We start from the raw sequence: 22,055 nt of genomic DNA on the forward strand, positions 1-22,055 counted from the left end.
GGCGCCGGCCAAAAACCGGCGCCGGCGTTTGTGCATCCCGATGATCGGTGGACATGTCTCTCAGGTTCCTTCCCAGCAAAATCACGCCACGGGCCCTGTGGGCCGCAGCGGCCGCCGCCTTGGCTCTCGTGCTGGTGGCCGTGGCCATTGTGGTGGGTGCGGGGCAGCAGCCGGACCCTGCCGGCCCCGCCGCGGGGGCCCTTGCTGACGTTGCTGACGCCCAGGCGGAAGCCAAGAAGGACTCCGGACGATATGGCTCGTTCTGGCTGGCCGGGGGAGACCGCAGCCTGGAGAACCTCGCGCGCCCGCTGCGGACCGACGGCGTCTCAGACCTTCGCGCCATCGAATGCGCCGACGGGTGGGTGGCCGCCGCCCGCGTGGGGCAGGACGTGACGGTGCGGTCCAGCGAGCAGGACTCCGCGGTACAGGCAAAGGCGGCGCGCGCGGGCTCCGCGGATATTTCCCGGCCGGACTGCGTTACCCCGGAAGCGGTGGATGCGATGCTGGCCGACCTGGGAGCCGGGCCGGAACAGCAGGCGCCGGCGGAGTCCGCTTTCGCGCGTCCGGAGGGCGCCTCCGGCTACCGGCCCGGCTACCACATCACGCCACGCGAGAACTGGATGAACGATCCCCAGCGGCCGTTCTTGCTGGACGGTCTCTGGCACTACTACTACCTCTACAACGCCGGCTACCCGGAGGAAAACGGCACCGAGTGGTACCACCTCACCAGCACCGACCTGGTGCATTGGAAAGACGAGGGGGTGGCCATTGAAAAGTACAAGAACGGCCTGGGCGACATTGAAACGGGCAGCGCCGTGGTGGATTACGAGAACTCCGCAGGGTTCGGCAAGGGCGCCGTTGTCGCCGTCATGACGCAGCAGGACGAGGGCATCCAGCGGCAGTCTCTCTTCTATTCCACCGACAAGGGCTATTCGTTCAAGCCCTACGACGGGAACCCCGTCATGGACAACCCGGGGGAGCAGCACTGGCGCGACCCGAAGATCATCCGCGATGAGGCGAACGACCAATGGGTGATGGCCCTGGCCGAGGGCGGGAAGATCGGGCTGTATGCCTCGGCCAACCTGAAGGAATGGAACTACCTGTCGGGCTTTGAACGCAAGGGCCTGGGGATCCTTGAGTGCCCCGAACTCTTCCAGCTCGACGTCGACGGCGATCCCGCCAAACGGACCTGGGTGCTCGCTGTCAGCGCCAACGGCGCCGAGGAAGGAAGGGCCACGGGCGTCGCCTACTGGACCGGCAACTGGGACGGGACCCGGTTCGAGCCTTCGGACGACAAACACCAGTGGCTGGATGACGGCTCCGATTTCTACGCTGCCGTGACCTGGGACGACCCCCGGCTCACGGAGGGCCAGCGCATGGGATCCCGCCACAGCATCGCCTGGCTGAACAACTGGGCCTATGCACGGAAACTGCCCACCCAAGACTGGCACGGCGGTGCTGACACCGTGGTGCGGGATATCCGGCTCAAGACCGTCTCCGGGAAGCCCACGCTCGTCTCCACCCCCACCAACGCCCTGAAGTCCCTCCAAGGTGAAACCGTGACGGCGGGGGAGCGGAAACTAACTCCTGACGGTGCGGCCGGCCTCCCCGAACCGGGCCTCCCCGCGCAGGGCCTTCCCGCACCGGCGGGGGGAGCGTACCGCCTCGACCTCACGCTCGAACGCGCGGCGGGCGACGACGGCTCCGAAGCCCGGGTGGAGCTGGTGGCCGAAAACGGCGTCTTCGCCACCGTGGGCTATGACTTCGAATCGGAAGCGGCCTTCGTCTCCCGGGACGGCGCCGCCAAGGAAACCGCCGGACTCGCGCCCGACTACGGCGCGGTCCGCCGGACGGCATCCGCACCCCGTGACGGCAAGGTCGAGCTGACGGTCTATGTGGACCACAGCACCGTGGAAGTGTTCGTCAACGGCGGGGAGCGAACCCTTACGTCCCTCGTCTTTCCGTCCGGCGCGCCCAAGGGCCTGAAGGCGCTGACCAAGGACGGGACACTGACGCTGAAGTCCTTCAGCTACACGCCGATGGCCACTGCGTCCTGAGGAGGCACGGCCAGGCCGCCGCGTCCTGAGACGGCCGGTCCCGGCTCAGTCCTCGTCCTCCACTCTGATCCGGTACGAGGCGAGGAAAGCGGCGATGCGGCGCACTGCTTCCTCGATGTCCTCGACTGACGGCAGGATGACGAAGCGGAAGTGGTCCGGCCTGGGCCAGTTGAACGCAGTACCGTGCGAGACCAGGATCTTCTGTTCACGCAGGAGGTCCAGGACGAACTGTTCGTCGCTCTTGAACGGGTAGAGTTCCGGGTCCAGACGGGGAAACAGGTACATGGCGGCCGCCGCCGGGACACACGTGACACCGGGAATCGCGGTGAGCAGCTGGTGGGCGCGGTCCCGCTGCTCGCGCAGCCGGCCGCCGGGCCGGACCAGGGCCTCGATGCTCTGGTAGCCGCCGAGGCACGTCTGGATGGCATGCTGGGCGGGGACGTTGGGGCACAGGCGCAGGGAAGCCAGCAGCTCCAGGCCTTCCCGGTAGGCCTGGGTTGCCGCGAGCGGGCCGGTGACGGCTACCCATCCGGCGCGGTATCCGGGCATCCGGTAGGCCTTGGAGAGGCCGCTGAATGTCAGGACGCAAATGTCCTCCGCCACGGACGCGGTATGGATGTGCTGGGCCTTCTCGTACAGGATCTTCTCGTAGATCTCGTCCGAGAAGAGCACCAGGTGGTGTTTGCGGGCCAGGGCCGCAAACTGCTCCAGGACATGCCGCGGGTAGACGGCGCCCGTGGGGTTGTTCGGGTTGATGATCACGATTGCCCTGGTGCGCTTGGTGATCTTTGATTCGACGTCGGCCATGTCCGGCCACCAGTGCTCGTCCTCGTCGCACAGGTAGTGCACGGGTTTGCCGCCGGTCAGGGTGACGGCGGCTGTCCACAGCGGGTAATCGGGGGCCGGGATGAGGACCTCGTCGCCGTCTTCCATGAAGGCCTGGAGGCACATGGAAATAAGTTCGCTCACGCCGTTGCCGATGAAGATGTCCTCGACGCCGATCTGCATCAGGCCGCGGGTCTGGTAGTACTGCGAGATCGCCGTGCGCGCGGAGAAGATGCCTTTGGAGTCGCTGTAGCCCTGCGCCCCGCGCAGGTGGTGGATCATGTCCACCACTACGGACTCGGGGGTCTCCAGTCCGAACGGCGCCGTGTCGCCAAGATTCATCTTGAGGATCCGGTGCCCTTCGGCTTCCATCTCCTTCGCCGCCTGGAGGATGGGCCCGCGGAGTTCATAGCGGACGTTCTGGAGTTTGCTGGAGTGCTGCATGGGACGCATGCTTGATCTTTTCACAGCGCGCGGCTTAGGGCACCGGCTGCCTGCGGCGCGGGGTAGCGTCGCAATGCCGGTCCGGCCTCCAGGCGGTCTACACTGAGGTCAGCGCCCTTGAAGCAGCCCGGGGGATTCTTTTCTGTGCCGGGGGGACAGACAGATGAAACGTATCCAAGCAAGCGGCCCGATCGACCTGAGCCAGCGGGTGGCAGCGCCAGGCAATGACAGGCCACCGGCGGATGCCGCATCGCCGGGCTGGGACGCGCTGCTCGCCGACTGGATCGACCGGTTCGTCGGCAGGCTCGGGGTCCGGGGCCGCGTGGTGATGAGCCAGCTGCCTCTGTCCGTTACCTTGTTCCTGGTTGTGGTGGCTGCTGCGATTTTCAGCCCGGCAACGCTGGCGGACGACACCTTCAGGATTGCCGTGCTGGCGCATGCCACGTTGTTCGGACTCTGCCTTGCCGTTCCATGGGCGAAGCTGCATCCCGAGGCGTTCACGCTGATACCGGTCCTTGATTGCGTGGCCATCGGCTTTACACGGCAAGCCGGCGGCCCCAGCTTCAACGTCCTGAGCCTGCTTCTCGTTTTCCCGGTGGTATGGCTGTCCGTGAGCCGGCACCGGCACCGGGTGGTCCTGGCAGTTCTCGGCACAGTACTTAGCACCTTCGTCCCGGCCGCCGCCCTGGGAGCTGACCCGCTGCAGGGTTCAATGATCCGGACAATCTTCCTGCCGCTGGTGATGGCGGCAATCGCCGTGACGGCCCACGTGGTTGCCGGTGCACTGTACCGGCAACGCGGGACCCTGGTCCGGAAGGACCGTGACCTGGCAGAAACCCTCGCCGAGAGCGTCCGGCGCCAGCGGCTGCTTGATGCCGTGCTTGCAACAGTCGATGTGGGCGTCTGGGTGGTGGACGCAAACGGTGAGGATGTGCTGACCAACAGGGCGATGCGGACCGACCCGTCGTTGGTTCGGCTGATCCCCGCCACCGGGTCTCCCGAGCTTTTTTATGGCGACAGGACCACCCCGGTGCCGCCGGACGGATTCCCTGCGGTGCGGGCATCCCGCGGTGAGGCATTCACCAATGAGCTGTACTGGGCCGGCGAGGAGGCCGGGCAGCGGGCCTATTCCGTCAGCGGCCGCGCCATTCGGTCCGTGGACGGGACCAACACCGGAGCCGTCGTCACCTTCGCCGAGGTGACAGCGCTGATCAACGCACTCGCTGCCAAGGACAACTTCGTCGCCACGGTATCCCATGAGCTTCGCACGCCGCTGACGTCAATACTCGGTTACCTGGAACTGGTCATTGACGAACCAGGCCACGAGGACATCCAGGCCGAGCTGCGGATCGTGGAGCGGAACGCCGGCCACCTTCTGGGCCTCGTGAATGACCTGATTGCCGTCGCTTCCGAAAACGTGGAGCTCGTCCCGCAGGAGACGGACATCGCGGGCCTGCTCGCCGCCGCCGTGGCCGCCAACCACGAGAAGGCCGCACTCTGCGGAGCGGCCCTGGTGCTCGACGCGGAAGAACCGCTGACTGCCCGGGTGGACCCGGTCAGGATCCGGCAGGTGGTGGGAAACCTGATATCAAACGCGGTGAAGTACTCACCGGACGGCGGACGGATCACCGTCCGGGCCCGCAGGAACGGCAAGGCACTGGTCTGCTCCATCAGCGACACGGGCATAGGCATGACCAAGGAAGATCAGGAACAGGCCTTTACCAAGTTTTTCCGATCCGCCAGATCCCGCGATACAGCCATTCCGGGAGCAGGCCTTGGCCTTCCCATCAGCAAGACCATCATCGAAGGACACGGCGGCTCGATCAGCCTCACCAGTGCCCCGGGGGAGGGCACAACGGTGTCCTTCGTTCTTCCGGCGACCCAAACCTGACACAGGCTCAGCTGTTCCGGCTCAGCTGTTCTGGTGGAGCGCTTCCCCGAGGAAGCCCAGGACGTCGTCGTCCACGTCCTCGGCTGACGTCAGCCGGACCTTTCGGTCAAAGAAATCGCCATCGCGCACTTTGACTGCGCTGAGCCGGCCCTCCGCCGGAGCGTCCAGCCGGAGCGTAAGGTCCACGCTGGTGTTGTTGGCCCGCGCGACCTGGGCGAACTTCCGCCGCGGCGAGTGGAGGGACACGTAGCCCTTCCTGAGCTGGATCTCCACGCCCTCCGTTTCGGCCGCCCAAGCCAGGAGAGCGTCCGCGATCGGCCGCAGTCCGGGGTGGCCGGCGTACTGGGCGTCGATCAGTTCGTCGGCGTCGCGCAGCATGAATTCGGGGTAACCAAACATCTCCCAGGACACGGCATACTGCGCGTAACCGGTTATGCCGTGCCTGTCCCGCATCCAGTTGCGGAGCTCCGCATCATTCCGCAGCCCCGCCTCACGGCCCTGCGCAGCCCACCAGCCGGCGTCGTGGCCGGACTTGCGCAGGAGCAGCGCACGGTTGCTGTCCACCATGGTCTGCCAGGTTTTCGCAGCGTTCTTCAGATCGGTCGGCTTGCCCATGCCCTGATCCTAGCGCCGGTCCCGATTCGGCCGGCGGGCATGCGTTCTCAAAAGAATTTGCGGGGCCGCGTAACTTTTCCGGAGCCCGGGGCGATGTAAGGGGAGTACGGACCAAGTCCGCACCGCTTGAGTGGCCGGATCAACCTGGCCGTTTACTGACACTGTTGTATATGTTTTCGGAGGGTTTCATGTCCTTGTTCACTGTTTTTGCCACTAGCAAGATTGCCGCGAGCGCATTGGCGGCCGGCACGCTGGCGGTCGGTGGCACCGGCGCAGCCGCATTTGCCGGAGCCCTTCCTGCTGACGTCCAGCAGAGCGCCCACGAACTGCTCGGCGCCCCCGCTCCGCACGTAGGCGGCGTCTCCGAGACCGCCACGTCCGACGCCACCGCCGACGCTTCAGCTTCCGCTTCGGCCACGCCGTCCGATTCCGCCGATGCCGCCGGCTCCGTTGACGGCGAAAACGCCAGCGGCGAAGCATCCGCATCCGCCGTCGGCCCTGACGCCACCGGCCCGGCCGCTTTCGGCCTGTGCACCGCCTTCACCAAAGGCGGCCTGGACGCATCCTCCACCGGCTTCAAGTCGCTGGCCATCGCCGCTGAAGGCGAAGCCAACATCGACGGCTACTGCGCTGATGTAACGGCCGCAGCCAACGCAACTGCCAAGGCTGACAACAGCAAGGCTGAAGTTTCCGGCAACGGCGGCGCTGCAGTCGACGTTGAAGCTCCGAAGGTACCGGAAGCACCGGAACTGCCCACCCAGGCAGCTGTTCCGGCCGCCCCGGAGATCCCCGCCGAAGTCCCCACTGAGCTCCCGGAGCTGCCCACCTCGGCTGGCCGTCCGTAACGCAGTTACCTATGGTGGATCGCGGGACTCCTTCCCTTGGCAGGAGTCCCGCGGTGCAACAGGGGCCGGTCCGCAGCCTTCCGAACCCGGAAATTTGTGACCGCGCTCCGCGGATGGAGGAGCCTCAGGGTGCTCGACACTTTGGCAGATGAATACGTGCACACGGACGGGGCCGACCCCGCCGTGCTGTTCACCCTTGTCTACCGAAAGTTTTCCGGCGCCGTCCTGGGTTACCTGAGGGCGCGCGGAGTGGATGACCCGGAAGCGGTCACCCAGGACGTATTCCTTGCCTTCTATCCGAAGCTTGACGGCCTGCGCGGCGGGCTCCAGGGAGCCAAGTCACTCATCTTCTCCATCGCCCACGCACGGATGGTGGACCATTACCGCCGCAACGAGCGCACCCCGACACTCAGCCCCTATGAATCCGAGTTCGACGCCCGCAGCACGGCGTCGGCCGAAGAGCTGGCGCTGGCAAAGGTGAGTGGCGGCGGTGCGGGAGCCCTGCTCGAAGGGCTCAGCCCGGACCACCAGGAAGTCCTCGCCCTCCGGGTGGTTGCGGACCTGTCCGTGGAACAGGCCGCCGAGATCATGGGCAGGACCCCGGGAGCAGTCAAACAGTTGCATCGCAGGGCGCTCAGCGCCCTCAGGGAACGCGCCACAACAGGAAGCCAGGCACATCATGAGTGACACCTCCTCGTCCCGTGACCAGCAGATCATCGACGAACTGCTGGCCGACGCCGGCATGGACGATGCCGGGGACCTCCGCCCGGTGCTGCTGGAACTGCGTGCCCTGGCAGCGGACAGCCCCCGGCCGTCCGCCGCAGTGGAAGCACTGATGGCGCCGGCCGCCGCGCAGGCTACTGTCCCGGTCGCAACACTCTCCCTGGCTCCGGCTGTCCCCGAATCCGTGGTCCCGGAAACGGCGGTTGAAGAACCGGCCGTCGACGAACTGGCTGCCCGACGGCGGCGCAAAGGCCGCCTGCCGCTCACGGCCCTCACGGTTGCTGCGGCCCTGGCTGCCGGCGGTGCCGCCGCCGCTGCGGCCTCCGATGAGAACTTCCGCCACACCCTGGGGAACGTCGGCCACGCCGTGACCTTCGTTGTGGGGACCATGACTTCCGGACCTGCCGGCAGGACTGCCGGTCAGCCTGCCACGGATCCCGCCGGAACGGTGCCGGGTTCGCCCGCGTCCACGCCCGCGGCGCCGGCCCCGTCTCCGGCCGACGGCAGTTCCGTGTCCGGCGGGCAGCCCGGCAAGGGGACGCCGGCCGTGCCGGCCTCCCCATCGCCAAGCCGGACCCACACCCCGGAACTCAACCTGCCCAAACCCGATCCCCGGGACCTGGGCTCATTGCCGGGATCAGGCGAGCTGCCTTCGGCGAAGCCGCTGCCTTCTTCGCCGGTGAGTCCCGACCCCTCCGGGTTGGTGCCCGCGCCCCCGGTAGAGCTGCCGCTCCCCGGCCACAGTCCGTCGCCGGGGTACTAACCCGCTCCACAGCGGCGGTTAGTACCCTCCGGCGGCCGCCTGCACCATCCCGCCCTCCGGGTTCACGAGATACCAGACGTTGCCGACGCCCTGGCCGGTGATGTCACCGGCGGCTTTGTCCTTGACGTAGTAGTACACCGGCAGGCCGTTAATGGTCACCTGCTTCTTCCCTGCCGGCGTGGAGATGGTTCCTACAGTGCCTGTCACGCCCTCAAGAGCGGGCGCGGCCGATTCCGTGAGGACCGGCGGCCACGCGGCAATGCACGCGCCCGTGCATGCGCTGGTGCCGGAGTCCTTCACATCCTTGGTGAAGAAGTAGACACTCATACCTTTCGCGTCCACCACGATCTGGCCTGCGGCCGAGGACGCCGTCTTCAGTTCAGCCGCGCCTGCCGGCACCGGGGACGACGAGGTTTCCGCCGGGGCGGAGCTTTCCGCGGGGGCGGAGGCCGACGTCGTACTCGCCGCTGGGGTCGACGCCGCAGTGGTGGGCGTTGATCCGGTGCCGCCGCCACAGCCGGTGAGGGCCGCGGCCAGCGCCACCACGGACAGGCCGATGCCCCATTGCTTTTTCATATCCTGCTCCTTGGATTCGTGCCGGCCAGGCGGCCAGGCGCTATCCGGTACGACGTGCAACGACGCAGAATGGTTCAAACGGCTGCCCGGTGAACCGGCTGCGCCGGTGAACCGTTTGGGGCCGGGCGGCGTCGTAACGGGGGAACGGCGGGCGTCCTGCCCGCGGCGGCAGCACAAAGCAGCACGAGGCAGCACACACAATGCAGGGGACCATCAGCACGGCAGGAGGGGCGGGGATGCCGCTCGATGAGGACGTGGTAGCGGCGATCTACCGGGAGCACGGCCCGGCGCTGCGGCGCTTCGTGCTGAGTGCCTCCCGGGATCCGCAGCTCGCTGACGACGTCGTCCAGGAGACCGTGCTCCGTGTCTGGCAGCAGGCTCCGGAGATCACCGGGAGCCTGCGGAGCTACCTTTTCCGCACCGCCCGGAACATCATGATCGACAACTACCGCAAGGCCCAGCGCCGTCCCGTCGAAGCGACAGAGCGGGACGTTGCGGACCCGGCGGAAGCCAGCGAACGGGTTGATGAGCTGCTCAACCGCGTGCTGATGGAAGAAGCCCTGCTGCGGTTGAGCACCGAACACCGCGACGTCCTGGTGGCACTGCACTACCGCCGCTGCACTGTCGCGGAAACGGCCGCGGAGCTGAACATCCCGGCCGGGACAGTGAAGTCCCGCGCGTTCTACGCGGTGCGGGCGCTGCGGACCATCCTCGACGAAATGGGGGTGCAGCGGTGAGCAGTGCGGAATTGCACCACCTGCTGGGGGCCTACCTGCTGGGCGGCCTGGAGCCGGCCGACGCGTCGCGGTTCGAGCAGCACCTTGCCGGGTGCGCGGACTGCCGCCGGGAGCTCGACGAACTAGCCAGCCTGCCGGCACTGCTGGACGCCCTTCCCGTTGCCGACGCCGTCGCCCTGACCGGGCCCGCCTCCGCGGCGCCGGCAACACCGGAGGCCACTGCGTTGGGGGCAGTGGCTTCCGCGGCGGAACCCGCCGCCCTGCTGGACGAACTGGCGGCCCGTCGGAGGAAATCACGACGGCGGTGGGCGGCGTTTGTCGGGGCGGTGGCCGCCGCGTGCCTGGCACTGGGAGTGCTGGCCGCTCCGCTGTTCAACCAGCCGCCCCGGCCGGATGCCAGCTACTCGGTGGAGGCCCCGGGCGGCCTCCAGGTCCAGCTTGCCCTCATGAAGAAGGCATGGGGGACCGAGGTTTCGTTTTCCGGCACCAGCCTGCCCACCCAAGGCACCTTGTCCCTGTGGGTCAAGGGCCAGGACGGCACCGAGGACCGGGCGTGCAGCTGGTCCGCGACGCCGGGGGGCCGCTCCAGGATCACCGGGGCCACGCCCACCCAGATCAGCCGGATCAGCAGCGTGGAACTGCGCACCGAAGGGCAGCAGACTGTGGCCGTCATTTCCATGGTGGACGGCTCGTCCGGCGCCCATTGACGCACTCTGCGCCCGGTGGGAGGCTGGGCACATGGTCCGCGGCAGGACCGGGCGGTTCGCCCGGATTCAGCCTTTCGGCATCGATAAGGTGGCAGCCGCCGTCGGTGGTGATCCTGACGTGCTCCGCATGGAGAACCTGGACACGGACATCGCGCCGCCGCCGTCGGCCGTCATCGCCACCCGGGAAGCAGTGGGCAACCAGGCCGCCAACAGTTGGCTCCCGTTCACCGGCACGCTGGCCCTCCGCCAGGCCGTGGCCCACCGGCTCCGGCAGCAGACCGGGCTCGCCTACGATCCGCGCTCCGAGGTGGTGATTACCGGAGGCGCGCTCGCGGGGATGCTGAGCGTGCTGCTGGCAACGGTGGACCACGGCGACGAAGTGATCGTCACCGATCCCACCTACGCCGGCATGGTCAACAGGGTCCGGCTTGCAGGGGCGGTGCCCGTGTTCGTCCCGCTGATGGTTTCCGGCGGGCGCTGGCGCCTCGACCCGGCACGGCTGGCCGCGGCGGTTTCCGCTCGAACCCGCGCCATCCTGCTGATGAGCCCGGCGATGCCCACCGGGCACGTGCTCAACGACGCCGAATGGGGTGCTGTGCGTGACGCTTGCCTGCATGCGGACTGCTGGCTGATCTATGACGCCGCGATGGATCGGATCCTGTTTGACGGACTGCCGTACCGGCATCCGGCGTCATTCCCGGAGCTGGCCCCGCACACGATCACCCTGGGCGGCGTCTCCAAGAACTACCGCATGATCGGCTGGCGCGTCGGCTGGGTGGCCGGCCCCCTGGAGGTGATGGGAGACGTGGCCCTCGCCGCGATCTACAACACCGCCGTGGCCAGCGGTTTCAACCAGGCCGGTGTCCTCGCGGCACTGACGAACAGCGACGACGGGATTGCCGGTGCGGTGCAGGAATGGCAGTCGCGCCGGGACCTGGTGGTCGAGGAGCTGGCCGGGCTGCCCGTTGTGGTGCCTGAGGGCGGCTGGTCGCTGCTGCTGGACGCGGAGGCGCTGGGTATGCGGGCGCCGGAACTGTCCCGGCGGCTCCTGGCTGCGGGCCGGATTGCCGCCACCCCCATGACGGCGTGGGGCCAGGACGTGGCGCCGCGGTACGTGCGGCTGGTTTATGCCACCGAACCCCTGGGCCGGCTGCAGGGCATCGGGGCGCGCGTCCGGGCCGCCCTCGAGGGTGGGCGGCCTTAGGACTGCAGGGCGCGGAACTCCTGCACGAGCTGCGGGTCTTCGCACGCGCGCGCGAAGGCTTCGATGCGTTTTTCGATTTCGCGGCGCAGCAGCCAGCTGCCGACCCTCTCCGCCAATGGGCGCAGCCACGCCGGCCGGCACGAAAAGGTGTACTTCCACACCGCCCGGGTGCCGCCGTCGGCCGCGGTGAACCGCCACCCGCCGCCGAAGCTGCCGAAGAACCACGGGCCGGACACCATGGTCATTCCCACGTTCCGGGGCGGTGCGTAGGAGACGTATTCGCTGACCATCACCAGCCCCATCCTGGAGACTGTCCGGGTGCGGACGCCCTTGCCCGCGGCCCGGGCGCCGTCCAGCCACCCTTGCGCCGAGATGAAGGGATCCCACTTCAGCCGGAAGTCGCCGGTGGTCTGGGAGAACGCAAAGGCGGTCTCCGGATCGAGGCGGATGAAGCGTTCGGCGCGTACCTGGGGCATGCGTCCACCCTAGCCGGGCTAACGCTGGCGGCTACATCCTGGCCAGTTTGGCCCGCACCATCTGGAACACGCCGTAGCAGATCAGGCCGATTCCGACGGCGGCCAGCAGGTACAGTCCGAACGGCTGGTCCCGCAGGGCCTTCAGGCCGCCGTCGAGCCCCGTGGATTCCTCCGGATGCGACTGGACGGTGGCGATGACGATCAGCAGGCCCACCAGCAGGAGAGCGAAGCCTTTTGCGATGTAGCCCACCACGCCCAGGACGGTGACGGCGGTGCGCATGGTGCCCGGCGGAGGCATCCGGAGGTGCTTTTCGAACGACTTCCGGATACCGCGAATGCCGTACACAATTCCCGTGATGGCAACCGCGGCGCCAATGGCGATCAGCAGTGCAACCCCGCCGGGTGCTTTCATCAGTGCGATGGTGAAGTCGCTGGTGGACTGGCTGTTGTCCTTCCCGGTGCCGATCGCGAACGAGGCAAGCGTGACGGCGAACGCGGCAAACACCACGGCCTGGCCTGCTGCTTTGAGCTTCCGGAGAACCTTGTCCCGCTTCGGCAGGTGGCTGTAGTCGAAAATCGCGTCGCTGGTCTGCCATATGGCCAGGGCCACGCAGGCGGCGAAGCTACTCCACAGCAGGATGGGGCCGGCCGGCTGGCTGGCCAGTTCCTGCACGGCGCCGCTGACGTCGGCCTTGCCCTGCCCGCCCATGGCCAGGCGGATGGCGATGGAGCCCACCAAGAAGTGCAGGATGCCACTGACGGCGAATCCGGCACGGGCCATAATCTCCAGCGGCCGCGAATTGGTGACTTCCTCGGCCGTGTCCGCGGCCTCTCTCAGTTCTTTTTTGATGTCCGGATCCTCGTGCAGTTCTCGTCGCCGCGGGGATGTCCCGCCGTGGGTGTTAAAGCCCTATCGTGCCACGGGAAGCTGCTCCGGAACAGCTCCGTGCCCGGCGGCACGGACTGCTGCGGGCGGAGGTATGGGGAGTGATGCCCATGGCACCCCACGGTGCGACATGGCACGATATGGACCAGCCGCCACCGTCGCAGCTGCATCACTCTTCCGGGGAGACACCATGACCTTTTACGGTGCTGACGTCAGTCAGCTTCGCGCCTTGGCCAAGGCGGCAGACAAGGCAGCTTCATTGCTCAGCAGCAGGGCATCCTCGCTGCAGAGCCAGATCCTCGCGGCACCCTGGAAAGGCAGCGACGGCGAGCGTTTCCGGCAGGAGTGGACCGGAAGCCACCGCCCCAGCATCGAGCGGGTGGTGGCAAGCCTCCGGCAGAACTCGAAGGTCCTGCTCCAGAACGCCGCGGAGCAGGAGCGGTCCTCGGCGGCCGGCTCGGGCAGCGCCGGTGCCGGGCCGGGCGGGCTGTCCGGCCTGCTTGACCAGATGAAGAACTGGGTGCAGGAAAAGCTCGAGGCTGCGCGTGAGGCCGCTGAGCACCGGACTGAGCTCCAGGAGCAGTTGGCATCGATGGCCGGGGCCAGCCCGGAGGAACAGGCCAAGTGGTGGGACGGACTCTCGGCTGCGGACAAGAAGTACCTGATCGAGGGCGAGGGCCCGGACGGTCCGCTGGCCGAATCGCTCATGGCCATGGACGGCGGGATCCCGGAATCGGCTCAGAACCTGGCCCGGGAGCACCTGCTGGAGCTGGCCAAGGAAGACATCCCGGTCTACACGGAGACGGGCAAGGCCTCCATTGAGGCGCGCGTCCTGTGGGTCCACGGCGGTGCCGAGGTGGGTACGGAAGTGGTGGAAAACGCGGACGGCTCTGCCACCGTGAAGGTGTACGGCAACATGGGCCTGGGCGTGAACGACGCCTCCGGATCCGCCGGTGCCACGCTCACCGGCGAAGTGGCCCGCGAGTACACCTTCGACAGCATCGAAGAGGCCATGGCGGCACGGAACCAGATGTATGCGGATCTCCCGCCGGACAGCGTGGGCGACATCAAGGACGTGGCCGGCAACCCGCCGGACTACATCCTGGACACCCTGAACGAGGCCGCCTCGGACAACGGTTCCAGCGGCCACGAGGACAAAGCAAAGGGCTCGCTGAGCTTTGAGGCCGGGGCCGACTCCGCCGATGCCGCCGGCTCGGCGAAGCTGGAACTGGCCTATGAAAAGAACCTCAGCGACGGGACGTCCAAGGGCAGCGTGGAAGTTTCCGCCGAGGGCAACCTGGACCTGGACGGGCGGACGTTCGAGGCGTCGGGCAAGGGCGGGCTGGAGCTCAACATGGACCGGGACAACAACCTCAGTTCGGTGTCCCTGTCCCTGGAAGGTACCGTGGCGCAGGGCGTCAAGGAGGGCATGGACGTGAAGGCCGGCAGCGCCGAATCCAGCGTGACAGCCGGCACGCAGGGCACCGTCAAGATCGATATCGACTACACACCGGAAAACAGCGCCGTGATCGACAGCTACATGAAGAACGTGGCCCTCGGGAACGACGCCGCAGCCGCCCGAGACGCCGCCAGGCTCTACGAGGCTGGATCGGCCACCATCCAGGTGAACAGTGTGGTCACGGCGTCCAACGAAGCAGGGTTCGACGTCAAGGCCGGCGAGGTCAAGGTCAGCACGGAAAACCAGGTCAGCACGAACGTCAGCACCTACCAGAAGGTCCCGAACGACACCCGGCTGTCCCGGCTGTAATTCCGCCGGCCCCCTACAAACACCGACTGCCCTGCAAACACTGACTTACCGCTGAAGGAGCAACCACCAGCCATGACAGTTCACATCGAATCTCCGCTCGGCTTCACGGCGGACTTCCCCGACCACACCCTGGTCCTGGACGATTCCACCGCCGGCCCCAACACGGAGCAGTACGGGCTGCTGGGGGACGTCCTGGTCACCGTTATCAAGGACGACACCTCCGTTGAAGGTCCGGCCGAGGCCAACGGCTGGGCGCACCTGATGTCCGCCCACTATCTCGAAGAGCGCGGCGGCAGCCTGCTGACCGAGGGCGAACTGAACCTTCCCGGCAAAGCCGCCTACGCCGTCGTCGTCGGTTATGACGATGCACGCGGCGACGCGAAAGCGGCCGCCACGGTGGGGGTGTGGGAAAAGGACCGGTTCATCGGCGTGGTGGTGATCTGGCCCTATGTCGACCCCCAACTCGAGCCGCGGATCGGACTGCTCAAAGATGTGGTCGGCGCGATCAGGGTCAGCTGACGCCGCGCTGAGCGCCCAGGCGCCTAGCCGAGGAGGGGCCAGGGCCCGGCCAGGCCGGTCCAGGTCCACATGCCGCCCGCCAGGTTGAAGGCAGTAAAAGCGAGGCCAAGTAATCCGGTGATCCGTGCGGCGTTCATCCGGCGCGACCTTCTGATGGCCACGATTCCGGTAATCACCGAGGTCAGGACAAGCCCCGCCATCAGGCCCACCAGGACCATGAGCAGGATCCAGTAGCCGCTGGTGTCCGGCAGCGGGACGTTCGCCATCAGTGGCTCGGCCGCCGCCATGATGAACGTTGACAGGCCGACCATGGCCGCGACCGGTGCCAGCACGGCACAGACCAGGCTGGTGATGCCGGCCGCCAGCCCGCGCGAATCAGCGGGCCGGAGCGACGGGACAGGTTGAGGCGCGGAGGGCTGGGCGGAGGCCATGCTGCATCATAACCGCCGGTAGCACAGGTCGAAGATGAGGCGGCCCGCTTCGTGTGCCTTGTTTTCGAAGCTGGTCCGGATCCGGCCCTCGAACCGGGGCGCCCAGCCGCCGGTTTCGTCCACGCCCTCGTTGGGGCCGGTGTGTTCAGTGCTCACCGGGGCGCGCCCCTCCTTGACCGGAGCGCCGCCCACCAGGGACTCGACGCCGGACTGCCACACCTGGGTGAGGGGGCTTTCGGGACCCCTGCGCTCGCCGTCGTGCAGGTTCACGAAATCGGCGGAGCCGGCCATCACGTCGCGGACATGGACGGCGTAGTTGGACCAGTCGGTGGCCACCCGGAACAGGCCGCCGGGCTTGAGGGCCGTGGCAACGAGCTCGGCGAACTCGGGCTGGATGAGCCGGCGCTTGTGGTGGCGCGACTTGTGCCAGGGGTCGGGGAAGAAGACCCAGACCTCGCTGACGGAGCCTGCCGGCAGCATGGTGGCGAGGACCTCCGGCGCGTTGGCTTCCACCACGCGGACGTTTTTGAGCCCGCGGCTGTTGATCTTGATCATGGTGTTCGCGAGCCCGGGCGTGTACACCTCCACGGCCAGGAAATCCCAGTCAGGGTTCTCTTCGGCCGCGTGGCAGACGGCGTCGCCAAGACCGGAGCCGATCTCCACGATCAGGGGCGCCGTGCGGCCAAACTCGGCCGCGGCGTCGAAAACGTAGTCCGGGTGCACGGAGGTGTTGGCGATGTGCCGGGGGACGTCGACCGCCCAGCGGTCCGAGTGCTCCTCCCAGGCCACCTGTCGGCGGCCCTGCAAACGGGTTCCGCGGCGCACGAAGCTGACGGGCCGGCCGCCGTAGGTGCCGAACGACGCCTGCGTTCCGGGGGTCACCGGGCGGGCTGCCTGCGGTTGCCCGGGGGCTTCAGAGACTGCGTCCGGCGACTGGGCAGCGGAAGGCTCAGGGGTTTCTGGGGATTCACTCATCCCCTCCAGAATAGTTGAGCTTTTGTCCGGACAACGCAGGTTGGGAGCGCTCCAAGCCTCGACAGGCGGACAAAAAACTCCCCTGGGATAGCTGGCCGGTCAGAAGAGAATCATGAAATCCCCTCCCCGGATCACGAGGACCGTGCCCACGAAAACCAGCAGCCCGGATATCCAGAGCGCGGACACAGCGGCAGTCCAGCTGTTCGACCCGCGCGGGGACGCCCGGACTGCACGGATGCCCAGGGAAACGGATATGAGTCCAATGAGCACCGGCAGGCTCCAGAGGACTGCGGGTGCAACCCAGTCCATCGAGCCGCGCCCCGTATCGGCCCGGGTAAACAACGCCGCGAAGAGGCTCATCGGAATACTGATGAACATGCTCGCGGGTGCAATAAAACTGAAGGTCAGGCTGGTGGCACCCGCTCCACTATAAGGGCGGTAGGGCGGCGGTGGTTGGGCAATCGGCCCCAACCCCGTGGCGGGAGGCGGGGCTGCGGGAGGCAGGACCCCAGGAGGCTGGGTCGCGGGCGGATGGACGGGCGGTAGTTCTATGGAGGCCGATTCGATGGGTGGATCGTGCGGCTGCGGAACGCTCATGGCTCCCCTTACCTGATGACGGGTCCCGAGGCGGCGGGACATGGTCAACCCAGCGTAGGAACGGGCAAGCTGTGCCAGCATCCCGATTCGTCCCTATGTGGATAACTCCTGCGAGAATGGGGCGCGTGACCGAAGCCACGAACCGAGCCAATAACGCCGCCGCAAGCAATCCCGCGAGCAATCCCTCGAGCGATCCCGCCAACACCAAGGCCCCAGGGCGCTCCAGGAGCGACACCTCCGGCACGCTGGTGGACGCCGAAGTCGACGAGCTCCCCGCGGCCGAGCCCACCCGCGTCAGCAGCCGCCGCGGGCTGGTCTTCCTTGGAGTATGCCTGGTGCTGATCGGGCTGAACCTGCGGACGGTGTTCTCCAGCTTCGCCGCGGTGCTGCCGGAAATACGGTCCGACGCCGGCCTGCCGGGCTGGGCAGTGGTGGTCCTCACCACCGTGCCGGTGACACTGCTGGGAGTTTTCGCGCCGCTGGCGCCCGTCCTCGCCCGGCGTTTCGGTGCCGAGCGGGTGCTGCTCGGAGCCATGGCCCTCCTCACTGCCGGCCTGCTGCTCCGTCCGTTCGAGCTGCCGGGCGCCGGCCACCTCCCCGCCCTCCTTGCCGGAACAGCTGCCTGCGGTGCCGCGATCGCCCTGTGCAACGTGCTGCTGCCGGGGCTGGTGAAGCGCGACTTCCCGCACCGGCTCGGGCTGATGGGCGGCCTCTACACGACGGCGATCTGCGCCTCGGCCGCCCTGGGCGCCGGTTTCACCTACCCGGTGTTCGCCGCGTCTGGGGAATGGACGGCGGCGCTGTGGTTCTGGGCGCTGCCCGCCGCCGTCGTCCTTTTCCTGTTCCTTCCGCTGGCCGTCAGGCAGCGGCACCCGCGGCACCAGGCCGTTGCCGACGGCGTGAACGTGTGGCGCTCGGCGGTGGCCTGGCAGGTCACCATCTTTATGGTGCTGCAGGCCATGATGTCCTTCAGCGTGTTCGCCTGGCTGGCCCCCATCCTGCGGGAACGCGGAGTGGACGGCGGAACGGCCGGGCTGATCGTCTCCGCCTCCATCGTCCTGCAGATGCTCGGTTCACTCTTCGCGCCGGCGCTGGCCGCACGGTTCCGCGACCAGCGGGCCATCAACACGGTGGTGGCGCTCATGACCGGCGGCGGGTTCGCGCTCAGCATTTTCGGGCCGCTGGACTTCATCTGGGTGTGGACCGGCCTGCTGGGCCTCGGGCAGGGCAGCCTGACCGCGGTGGCGCTGACCATGATCATGCTGCGGACCCGGGACGGCCACACGGCGGCCCACCTGTCCGGCATGATGCAGGGCGTGGGCTACGGCGTCGGCTCCACGGGCACGCTAATGGTGGGGCAGCTGCACCAGGCCACCGGCTCCTTCGCCGCCGCCGGGGTGCTGTTCCTGGTCGTCGGGGCGTTCGCGGCGGTGTTTGGCTTCCGGGCCGGACGGGACCGCTACATCGGCGGCTAACGTTCGACGGCGGGTGGTCCCGTTCCGCGGTCAGGCCGGCGCGTGCCCGGTGGACCCGCGGACCACGAGCTGGGTGGGAACCAGATGCAGCCGCTGCGGGAGGTCCGGGTGTTCCCGGCGCTCCAGGATGAACTTGCCGGCCTGCAGGCCCACGGCGATGTTGCCGTTGTCCACCGACGTCAGCGAGAGGTGCCGGATCTTGGCGAGGTAGGTGTTGTCGTAGCCCACCAGCGAGAGGTCGTCCGGGACGCTGAGTCCCCGGTCGTCGGCGGCGGACAGTGCTCCGATGCAGGCGATGTCGTTGAACGCGAAGATCGCCGTCGGGCGTTCCTTGCGGGCCAGCAGCCGCTGGGTGGCGTCATAGCCGCTTTCCTCGCTCATGCCGCCCGCTACCACCAGCGGCTCAAGCCCTGCGGCTCGCATGGAGGATTCGTAGCCTTCGCGCCGCAGTTCGGCGATGCGGCCCGGCCCCTGCAGGTGCGCGATGCGGCGGTGGCCTAGTGAGATGAGGTGCTCGGTCGCCTGGCGCGCGCCGGCTTCGTCGTCGTTGACAACGACGTCGGTCCGGTCCAGCTGGGGTTCTCGGGTGCCGGCGAGGACTACGGGAACGGTCCTGGCAGCCGCCTCGAGGGCGGCGGTTTCCGTGGTGGTGCCGACGACGACGATGCCGTCGATGCGTTGTTCGAGCAGTGTTTCCACCGAACGCCGGCCCACCCGGTGGTCCGTGTACGAATCGACAAGGACGGGCGAGACGCCAGCCGAATGCAGTGAAGCACTCAGCCCTTCCAGCAGTTCCACGAACCACGGATTGCGCAGGTCATTGAGCAGCACGCCAATGGTGCCGCTGCGCGGGCTCGAGAGGCCGCGGGCAAGCTGGTTGGGCCGGTAGTCGAGTTCTGCCATGGCGTCCTGCACGGCCTGGCGGCGGCTGGGGCTCACGCTGGAGGATCCGCCCAGCACCAAAGACACAAGGGACTTGGAGACCCCGGCCCGCTCGGCGACGTCCCGGATGGTGGGCCTGCGCGGCTGGTCACCGACGGCGGGCGAACTGTCCATGCTGCGTCTCCTCTCGGTCCCACCTCAGCATAAGGGGTTGACTAACGGCTTGTTTCACCTCCATTATGGACCGGTCCAATATTTGTCCAAAATTGAAGGAGGCGTCATGAGTGAACCGCGTACACGCCGGCTGGTCGCAGGAATGGTGGGAGGCGGAGCCGGGGCGGACATCGGCAAGACCCACCGCTATGCGATGCGGCTGGATGACCAGTTCGAGCTGACGTCGGGCGTCTTCGGCAGGGACCGTGAGGGCTCCCTCGGCCTGGCCGCAGACCTGGGCATTGCCGAGGACCGCTCGTACCCGGACTACGCGGAAATGGCAGCTGCCGAGGCCGTTCGGCCGGACGGCGCCGACGTCGTGGTCGTGGCCACGCCCAACGACAGCCACTTCGACATCGCCCGCGCTTTCCTTGAAGCCGGGATCTCCGTGGTGTGTGAGAAGCCGCTGACCCGGGACTCGGACACTGCTGCCGAGCTGGTGCGGCTTGCCGCCGAGAACAATGCCATCCTGGCGGTCCCGCACTGCTACTCGGCGTACGCGATGGTGCGTCACGCGGCGCGGATGGTCCGCGACGGCGACCTGGGCCGGGTGACGTTCGTCGACGTCGAACACGCCTCCGGGTGGGCGGCCACGCCGCTCGAGGAGCACGGCCACAAGCAGGCGCGCTGGCGCACCAATCCGGACATTGCCGGGTTCCCCAGCGTGGTGGGTGACCTCGGAACCCACGCCTACCACCTGCTGCGCTACATCACCGGACTGGACGCCGACCGCGTCTCCGGCCGGCTCAGCACCCTGGTGCCCGGCCGCCGCGTCTTCGACCACGCCACCGTGGAGCTCGAGCTGACCGGGGGAGTGCCGGCCCGGCTCTGGGCCAGCATGGCCGCCGCCGGCCACAACCACGGCCTGCGGATCAGGGTGTTTGGCGACAAGGGCAGCCTCGAATGGGAGCACGAGGACCCGCACCATCTCACCATCCAGGACCTTGACGGTGCCACCACGGTGCTCACCCACGGGCTCAGCACGCTCTCCGAGGACGCCACCCGCCTCACCCGCGTCGGCCTGGGCCACCCCGAAGGGTTCCTTGAGGCGTTCGCCAACTTCTATCGCGACCTGGCGGACATCCTGCGCGCCCGCCGTGACGGCACGCCGCTGCCGTCACGGGAATTGACCATCCCCACCGGCATCGACGGGCTCCTCGGCGTCCGATTCGTCGAAGCCGTGGCGGCCTCACACCACCGGGACGCCGCCTGGGTCTCACCCGGTTCAACAGCCCAGCCCGGCGCCTCCATCCAGAAAGCAGGAATCTGACATGCAGCGCTTCGCCCTCCTCGGGGCCGGCTTCATCGGCTCCGTCCATGCTGCCAACCTCGCCGCGCACCGGGGGATCGAGTTTTCCCGGATCTACGATATCGACCACGACCGGGCCAAGGCCCTGGCCGAAACGCACGGAACCCAGGCCGTCAGCGACCTGCACGAGGTCTTCGACCCCCGGCACGTGGATGCCGTGTTCATCGCTTCCTCCACGGATACCCACGCGGAGCATCTGGCCCGCGCGGCCGACGCCGGCCTGGCCGTCCTGTGCGAAAAGCCGATCGATTTGGACCTGCGCCGGGCCCGCGAGACCGCCGACCATGCGGCCGGCCGCGGTGTCCCGGTGATGGTCGACTTCAACCGCCGTTTTGACCGCGACTACATGGAACTCAAACGGATCATCGACGCCGGGGAAGTGGGCGGCGTCGAACTCCTGCAGCTTTCCAGCCGCGGACCGGCGGTTCCGCCGTTGTCCTACATCGCCGCATCCGGCGGCCAGATGCGGGACCAGACCGTGCACTTCTTTGACCTGGTCCGCTGGCTGACGGGGCTGGACCCCGTGGAGGTGTCGGCCGTCGGGTCCGCTTTGGCGGAACCGCGCCTTGCCGAGTACGACGACGTCGACACCTCCGCGGTGACGCTCCGCCTTCCCACCGGGGCGCTCGTGCAGATCGACAGCATCCGGCGCACCAGCTACGGCTACGACGAACGCATCGAGGTGTTCGGCTCCGAGGGGATGGCCGAGACGCAGCGCAGGCGCACGGGTGTCGTGTCCCGGTACCGGTCAGGCCAGGTCATCGAGGACGGCCTGCATCCCGGCTGGTTTGAGCTGGTGAAGCCTACCTACGCTGCGGCCCTCGCGCACTTCGTGTCCGCTCTGGATGATGGCGCGGCGCCGACGCCCTCGCTGGAGGACGGGCTCAAGGCCCAGGCCATTGCCGAGGCCGCCACCCGTTCCCTGCACAGCGGACGGACCGAAAAGATCGAGTACTAGGCGGCAGGGCGGGGGCCGTGGCGCCTAGTCCTTGCCGAGCCGGGTTAGTCCTTGCCGAGGCCGGCGGCGCTGACCTTGCTGCCGCCGGCCTCGGCGGTGACACTGTTCAGGGCGGTGAGGTCGAAGATGCCGCTGATGTCGGCCTGCTTGGTGGTGCCGGCGTCCACGCCGTCCTGCAG

22 protein-coding genes and 1 pseudogene are annotated in these 22,055 nt (G+C 67.8%); 13 read left to right on the forward strand and 10 right to left on the reverse strand.

What is annotated here, in order from left to right; genetic code table 11:
- Window positions 1-53 precede the first annotated feature (53 nt).
- Window positions 54-2,057, forward strand: a complete 2,004-nt coding sequence (locus tag AC07YR_RS19560) for a glycoside hydrolase family 32 protein (protein WP_494734959.1) — start codon at window positions 54-56, stop codon at window positions 2,055-2,057.
- Between the two features lie 45 nt (window positions 2,058-2,102).
- Here AC07YR_RS19560 and AC07YR_RS19565 read toward each other — a convergent pair whose 3' ends face one another.
- Window positions 2,103-3,335: a pyridoxal phosphate-dependent aminotransferase gene (locus AC07YR_RS19565; RefSeq protein ID WP_494734960.1), complete on the reverse strand. Its 1,233-nt coding sequence runs from the start codon at window positions 3,333-3,335 to the stop codon at window positions 2,103-2,105.
- 154 nt (window positions 3,336-3,489) lie between these two features.
- On the opposite strand from AC07YR_RS19565, the gene AC07YR_RS19570 reads away from it, so the two are divergent.
- Entirely contained in the window at window positions 3,490-5,217 is a 1,728-nt protein-coding gene (locus AC07YR_RS19570; RefSeq protein ID WP_494734961.1) for a sensor histidine kinase, read from the forward strand.
- Between the two features lie 21 nt (window positions 5,218-5,238).
- Here the strand turns inward: AC07YR_RS19570 and AC07YR_RS19575 are convergent, their stop codons facing one another.
- On the reverse strand, window positions 5,239-5,832 hold the full coding sequence (locus AC07YR_RS19575; RefSeq protein ID WP_494734962.1) for a DUF5655 domain-containing protein: 594 nt from the start codon (window positions 5,830-5,832) through the stop codon (window positions 5,239-5,241).
- Window positions 5,833-6,020: 188 nt separating this feature from the next.
- On the opposite strand from AC07YR_RS19575, the gene AC07YR_RS19580 reads away from it, so the two are divergent.
- The 3 genes from AC07YR_RS19580 to AC07YR_RS19590 all read left to right on the forward strand — a co-directional run bounded on the left by AC07YR_RS19580 (window position 6,021) and on the right by AC07YR_RS19590 (window position 8,163).
- On the forward strand, window positions 6,021-6,677 hold the full coding sequence (locus AC07YR_RS19580; RefSeq protein WP_436058939.1) for a protein tyrosine phosphatase: 657 nt from the start codon (window positions 6,021-6,023) through the stop codon (window positions 6,675-6,677).
- A 129-nt stretch (window positions 6,678-6,806) separates the two neighbouring features.
- Complete coding sequence (locus AC07YR_RS19585; RefSeq protein ID WP_494734963.1) at window positions 6,807-7,364, forward strand: RNA polymerase sigma factor; 558 nt, start codon at window positions 6,807-6,809, stop codon at window positions 7,362-7,364.
- Window positions 7,357-8,163, forward strand: a complete 807-nt coding sequence (locus tag AC07YR_RS19590) for a hypothetical protein (protein ID WP_494734964.1) — start codon at window positions 7,357-7,359, stop codon at window positions 8,161-8,163. The genes AC07YR_RS19585 and AC07YR_RS19590 overlap by 8 nt, the downstream gene beginning before the upstream one ends.
- A gap of 18 nt (window positions 8,164-8,181) precedes the next feature.
- Here AC07YR_RS19590 and AC07YR_RS19595 read toward each other — a convergent pair whose 3' ends face one another.
- Entirely contained in the window at window positions 8,182-8,739 is a 558-nt protein-coding gene (locus tag AC07YR_RS19595; protein ID WP_494734965.1) for a COG4315 family predicted lipoprotein, read from the reverse strand.
- 236 nt (window positions 8,740-8,975) lie between these two features.
- Between AC07YR_RS19595 and AC07YR_RS19600 the strand changes: the two genes are divergently transcribed.
- Genes AC07YR_RS19600 through AC07YR_RS19610 form a run of 3 tightly spaced genes read left to right on the forward strand, consistent with a single transcriptional unit; the run spans window position 8,976 to window position 11,387 of the window.
- Window positions 8,976-9,476, forward strand: a complete 501-nt coding sequence (locus tag AC07YR_RS19600; protein WP_055806816.1) for a sigma-70 family RNA polymerase sigma factor — start codon at window positions 8,976-8,978, stop codon at window positions 9,474-9,476.
- Complete coding sequence (locus AC07YR_RS19605) at window positions 9,473-10,183, forward strand: anti-sigma factor family protein (RefSeq protein ID WP_494734966.1); 711 nt, start codon at window positions 9,473-9,475, stop codon at window positions 10,181-10,183. The genes AC07YR_RS19600 and AC07YR_RS19605 overlap by 4 nt, the downstream gene beginning before the upstream one ends.
- A gap of 31 nt (window positions 10,184-10,214) precedes the next feature.
- Complete coding sequence (locus AC07YR_RS19610; protein ID WP_436058933.1) at window positions 10,215-11,387, forward strand: pyridoxal phosphate-dependent aminotransferase; 1,173 nt, start codon at window positions 10,215-10,217, stop codon at window positions 11,385-11,387.
- Here AC07YR_RS19610 and AC07YR_RS19615 read toward each other — a convergent pair.
- On the reverse strand, window positions 11,384-11,863 hold the full coding sequence (locus AC07YR_RS19615) for an SRPBCC family protein (protein ID WP_436058932.1): 480 nt from the start codon (window positions 11,861-11,863) through the stop codon (window positions 11,384-11,386). The two genes, AC07YR_RS19610 and AC07YR_RS19615, sit on opposite strands and share 4 nt — an antisense overlap.
- A 31-nt stretch (window positions 11,864-11,894) precedes the next feature.
- Window positions 11,895-12,701, reverse strand: a complete 807-nt coding sequence (locus AC07YR_RS19620) for a DUF1206 domain-containing protein (RefSeq protein ID WP_436059371.1) — start codon at window positions 12,699-12,701, stop codon at window positions 11,895-11,897.
- Window positions 12,702-12,939: 238 nt separating this feature from the next.
- Between AC07YR_RS19620 and AC07YR_RS19625 the strand changes: the two genes are divergently transcribed.
- A complete protein-coding gene (locus tag AC07YR_RS19625) occupies window positions 12,940-14,517 on the forward strand; it encodes a hypothetical protein (protein WP_494734967.1) in 1,578 nt (525 codons plus the stop codon).
- Between the two features lie 72 nt (window positions 14,518-14,589).
- Window positions 14,590-15,036 carry a hypothetical protein gene (locus tag AC07YR_RS19630; RefSeq protein WP_436058930.1) on the forward strand — a complete coding sequence of 149 codons (447 nt, stop codon included), beginning with the start codon at window positions 14,590-14,592 and terminating at the stop codon, window positions 15,034-15,036.
- A 23-nt stretch (window positions 15,037-15,059) separates the two neighbouring features.
- Here AC07YR_RS19630 and AC07YR_RS19635 read toward each other — a convergent pair whose 3' ends face one another.
- The 3 genes from AC07YR_RS19635 to AC07YR_RS19645 form a co-directional block, all read right to left on the reverse strand.
- Complete coding sequence (locus tag AC07YR_RS19635; RefSeq protein ID WP_436058929.1) at window positions 15,060-15,467, reverse strand: hypothetical protein; 408 nt, start codon at window positions 15,465-15,467, stop codon at window positions 15,060-15,062.
- Window positions 15,468-15,473: 6 nt separating this feature from the next.
- Window positions 15,474-16,442, reverse strand: a complete 969-nt coding sequence (gene trmB / locus AC07YR_RS19640; protein ID WP_436058928.1) for a tRNA (guanosine(46)-N7)-methyltransferase TrmB — start codon at window positions 16,440-16,442, stop codon at window positions 15,474-15,476.
- A gap of 99 nt (window positions 16,443-16,541) precedes the next feature.
- Entirely contained in the window at window positions 16,542-16,802 is a 261-nt protein-coding gene (locus AC07YR_RS19645) for a hypothetical protein (protein ID WP_494734968.1), read from the reverse strand.
- Window positions 16,803-17,164: 362 nt separating this feature from the next.
- On the opposite strand from AC07YR_RS19645, the gene AC07YR_RS19650 reads away from it, so the two are divergent.
- Window positions 17,165-18,514 (forward strand): MFS transporter, encoded by a 1,350-nt coding sequence (locus AC07YR_RS19650; protein WP_494734969.1) that lies wholly within the window; start codon window positions 17,165-17,167, stop codon window positions 18,512-18,514.
- A 30-nt stretch (window positions 18,515-18,544) separates the two neighbouring features.
- On the opposite strand, the gene AC07YR_RS19655 is transcribed toward AC07YR_RS19650, so the two are convergent.
- Window positions 18,545-19,570, reverse strand: a complete 1,026-nt coding sequence (locus AC07YR_RS19655; RefSeq protein WP_055806789.1) for a LacI family DNA-binding transcriptional regulator — start codon at window positions 19,568-19,570, stop codon at window positions 18,545-18,547.
- Window positions 19,571-19,676: 106 nt separating this feature from the next.
- Between AC07YR_RS19655 and AC07YR_RS19660 the strand changes: the two genes are divergently transcribed.
- The gene (locus AC07YR_RS19660) at window positions 19,677-20,879 is read left to right on the forward strand and encodes a Gfo/Idh/MocA family protein (RefSeq protein WP_494734970.1); all 1,203 of its coding nucleotides are present in this window, start codon (window positions 19,677-19,679) and stop codon (window positions 20,877-20,879) included.
- Between the two features lies 1 nt (window position 20,880).
- Complete coding sequence (locus AC07YR_RS19665) at window positions 20,881-21,876, forward strand: Gfo/Idh/MocA family oxidoreductase (protein ID WP_494734971.1); 996 nt, start codon at window positions 20,881-20,883, stop codon at window positions 21,874-21,876.
- A 44-nt stretch (window positions 21,877-21,920) separates the two neighbouring features.
- On the opposite strand, the pseudogene AC07YR_RS19670 reads toward AC07YR_RS19665, so the two are convergent.
- Window positions 21,921-22,055: pseudogene (locus AC07YR_RS19670) on the reverse strand (sulfonate ABC transporter substrate-binding protein); the annotation flags it as partial.

It is taken from the genome of Arthrobacter sp. GW460-12-1-14-TSB2 (assembly GCF_059423525.1).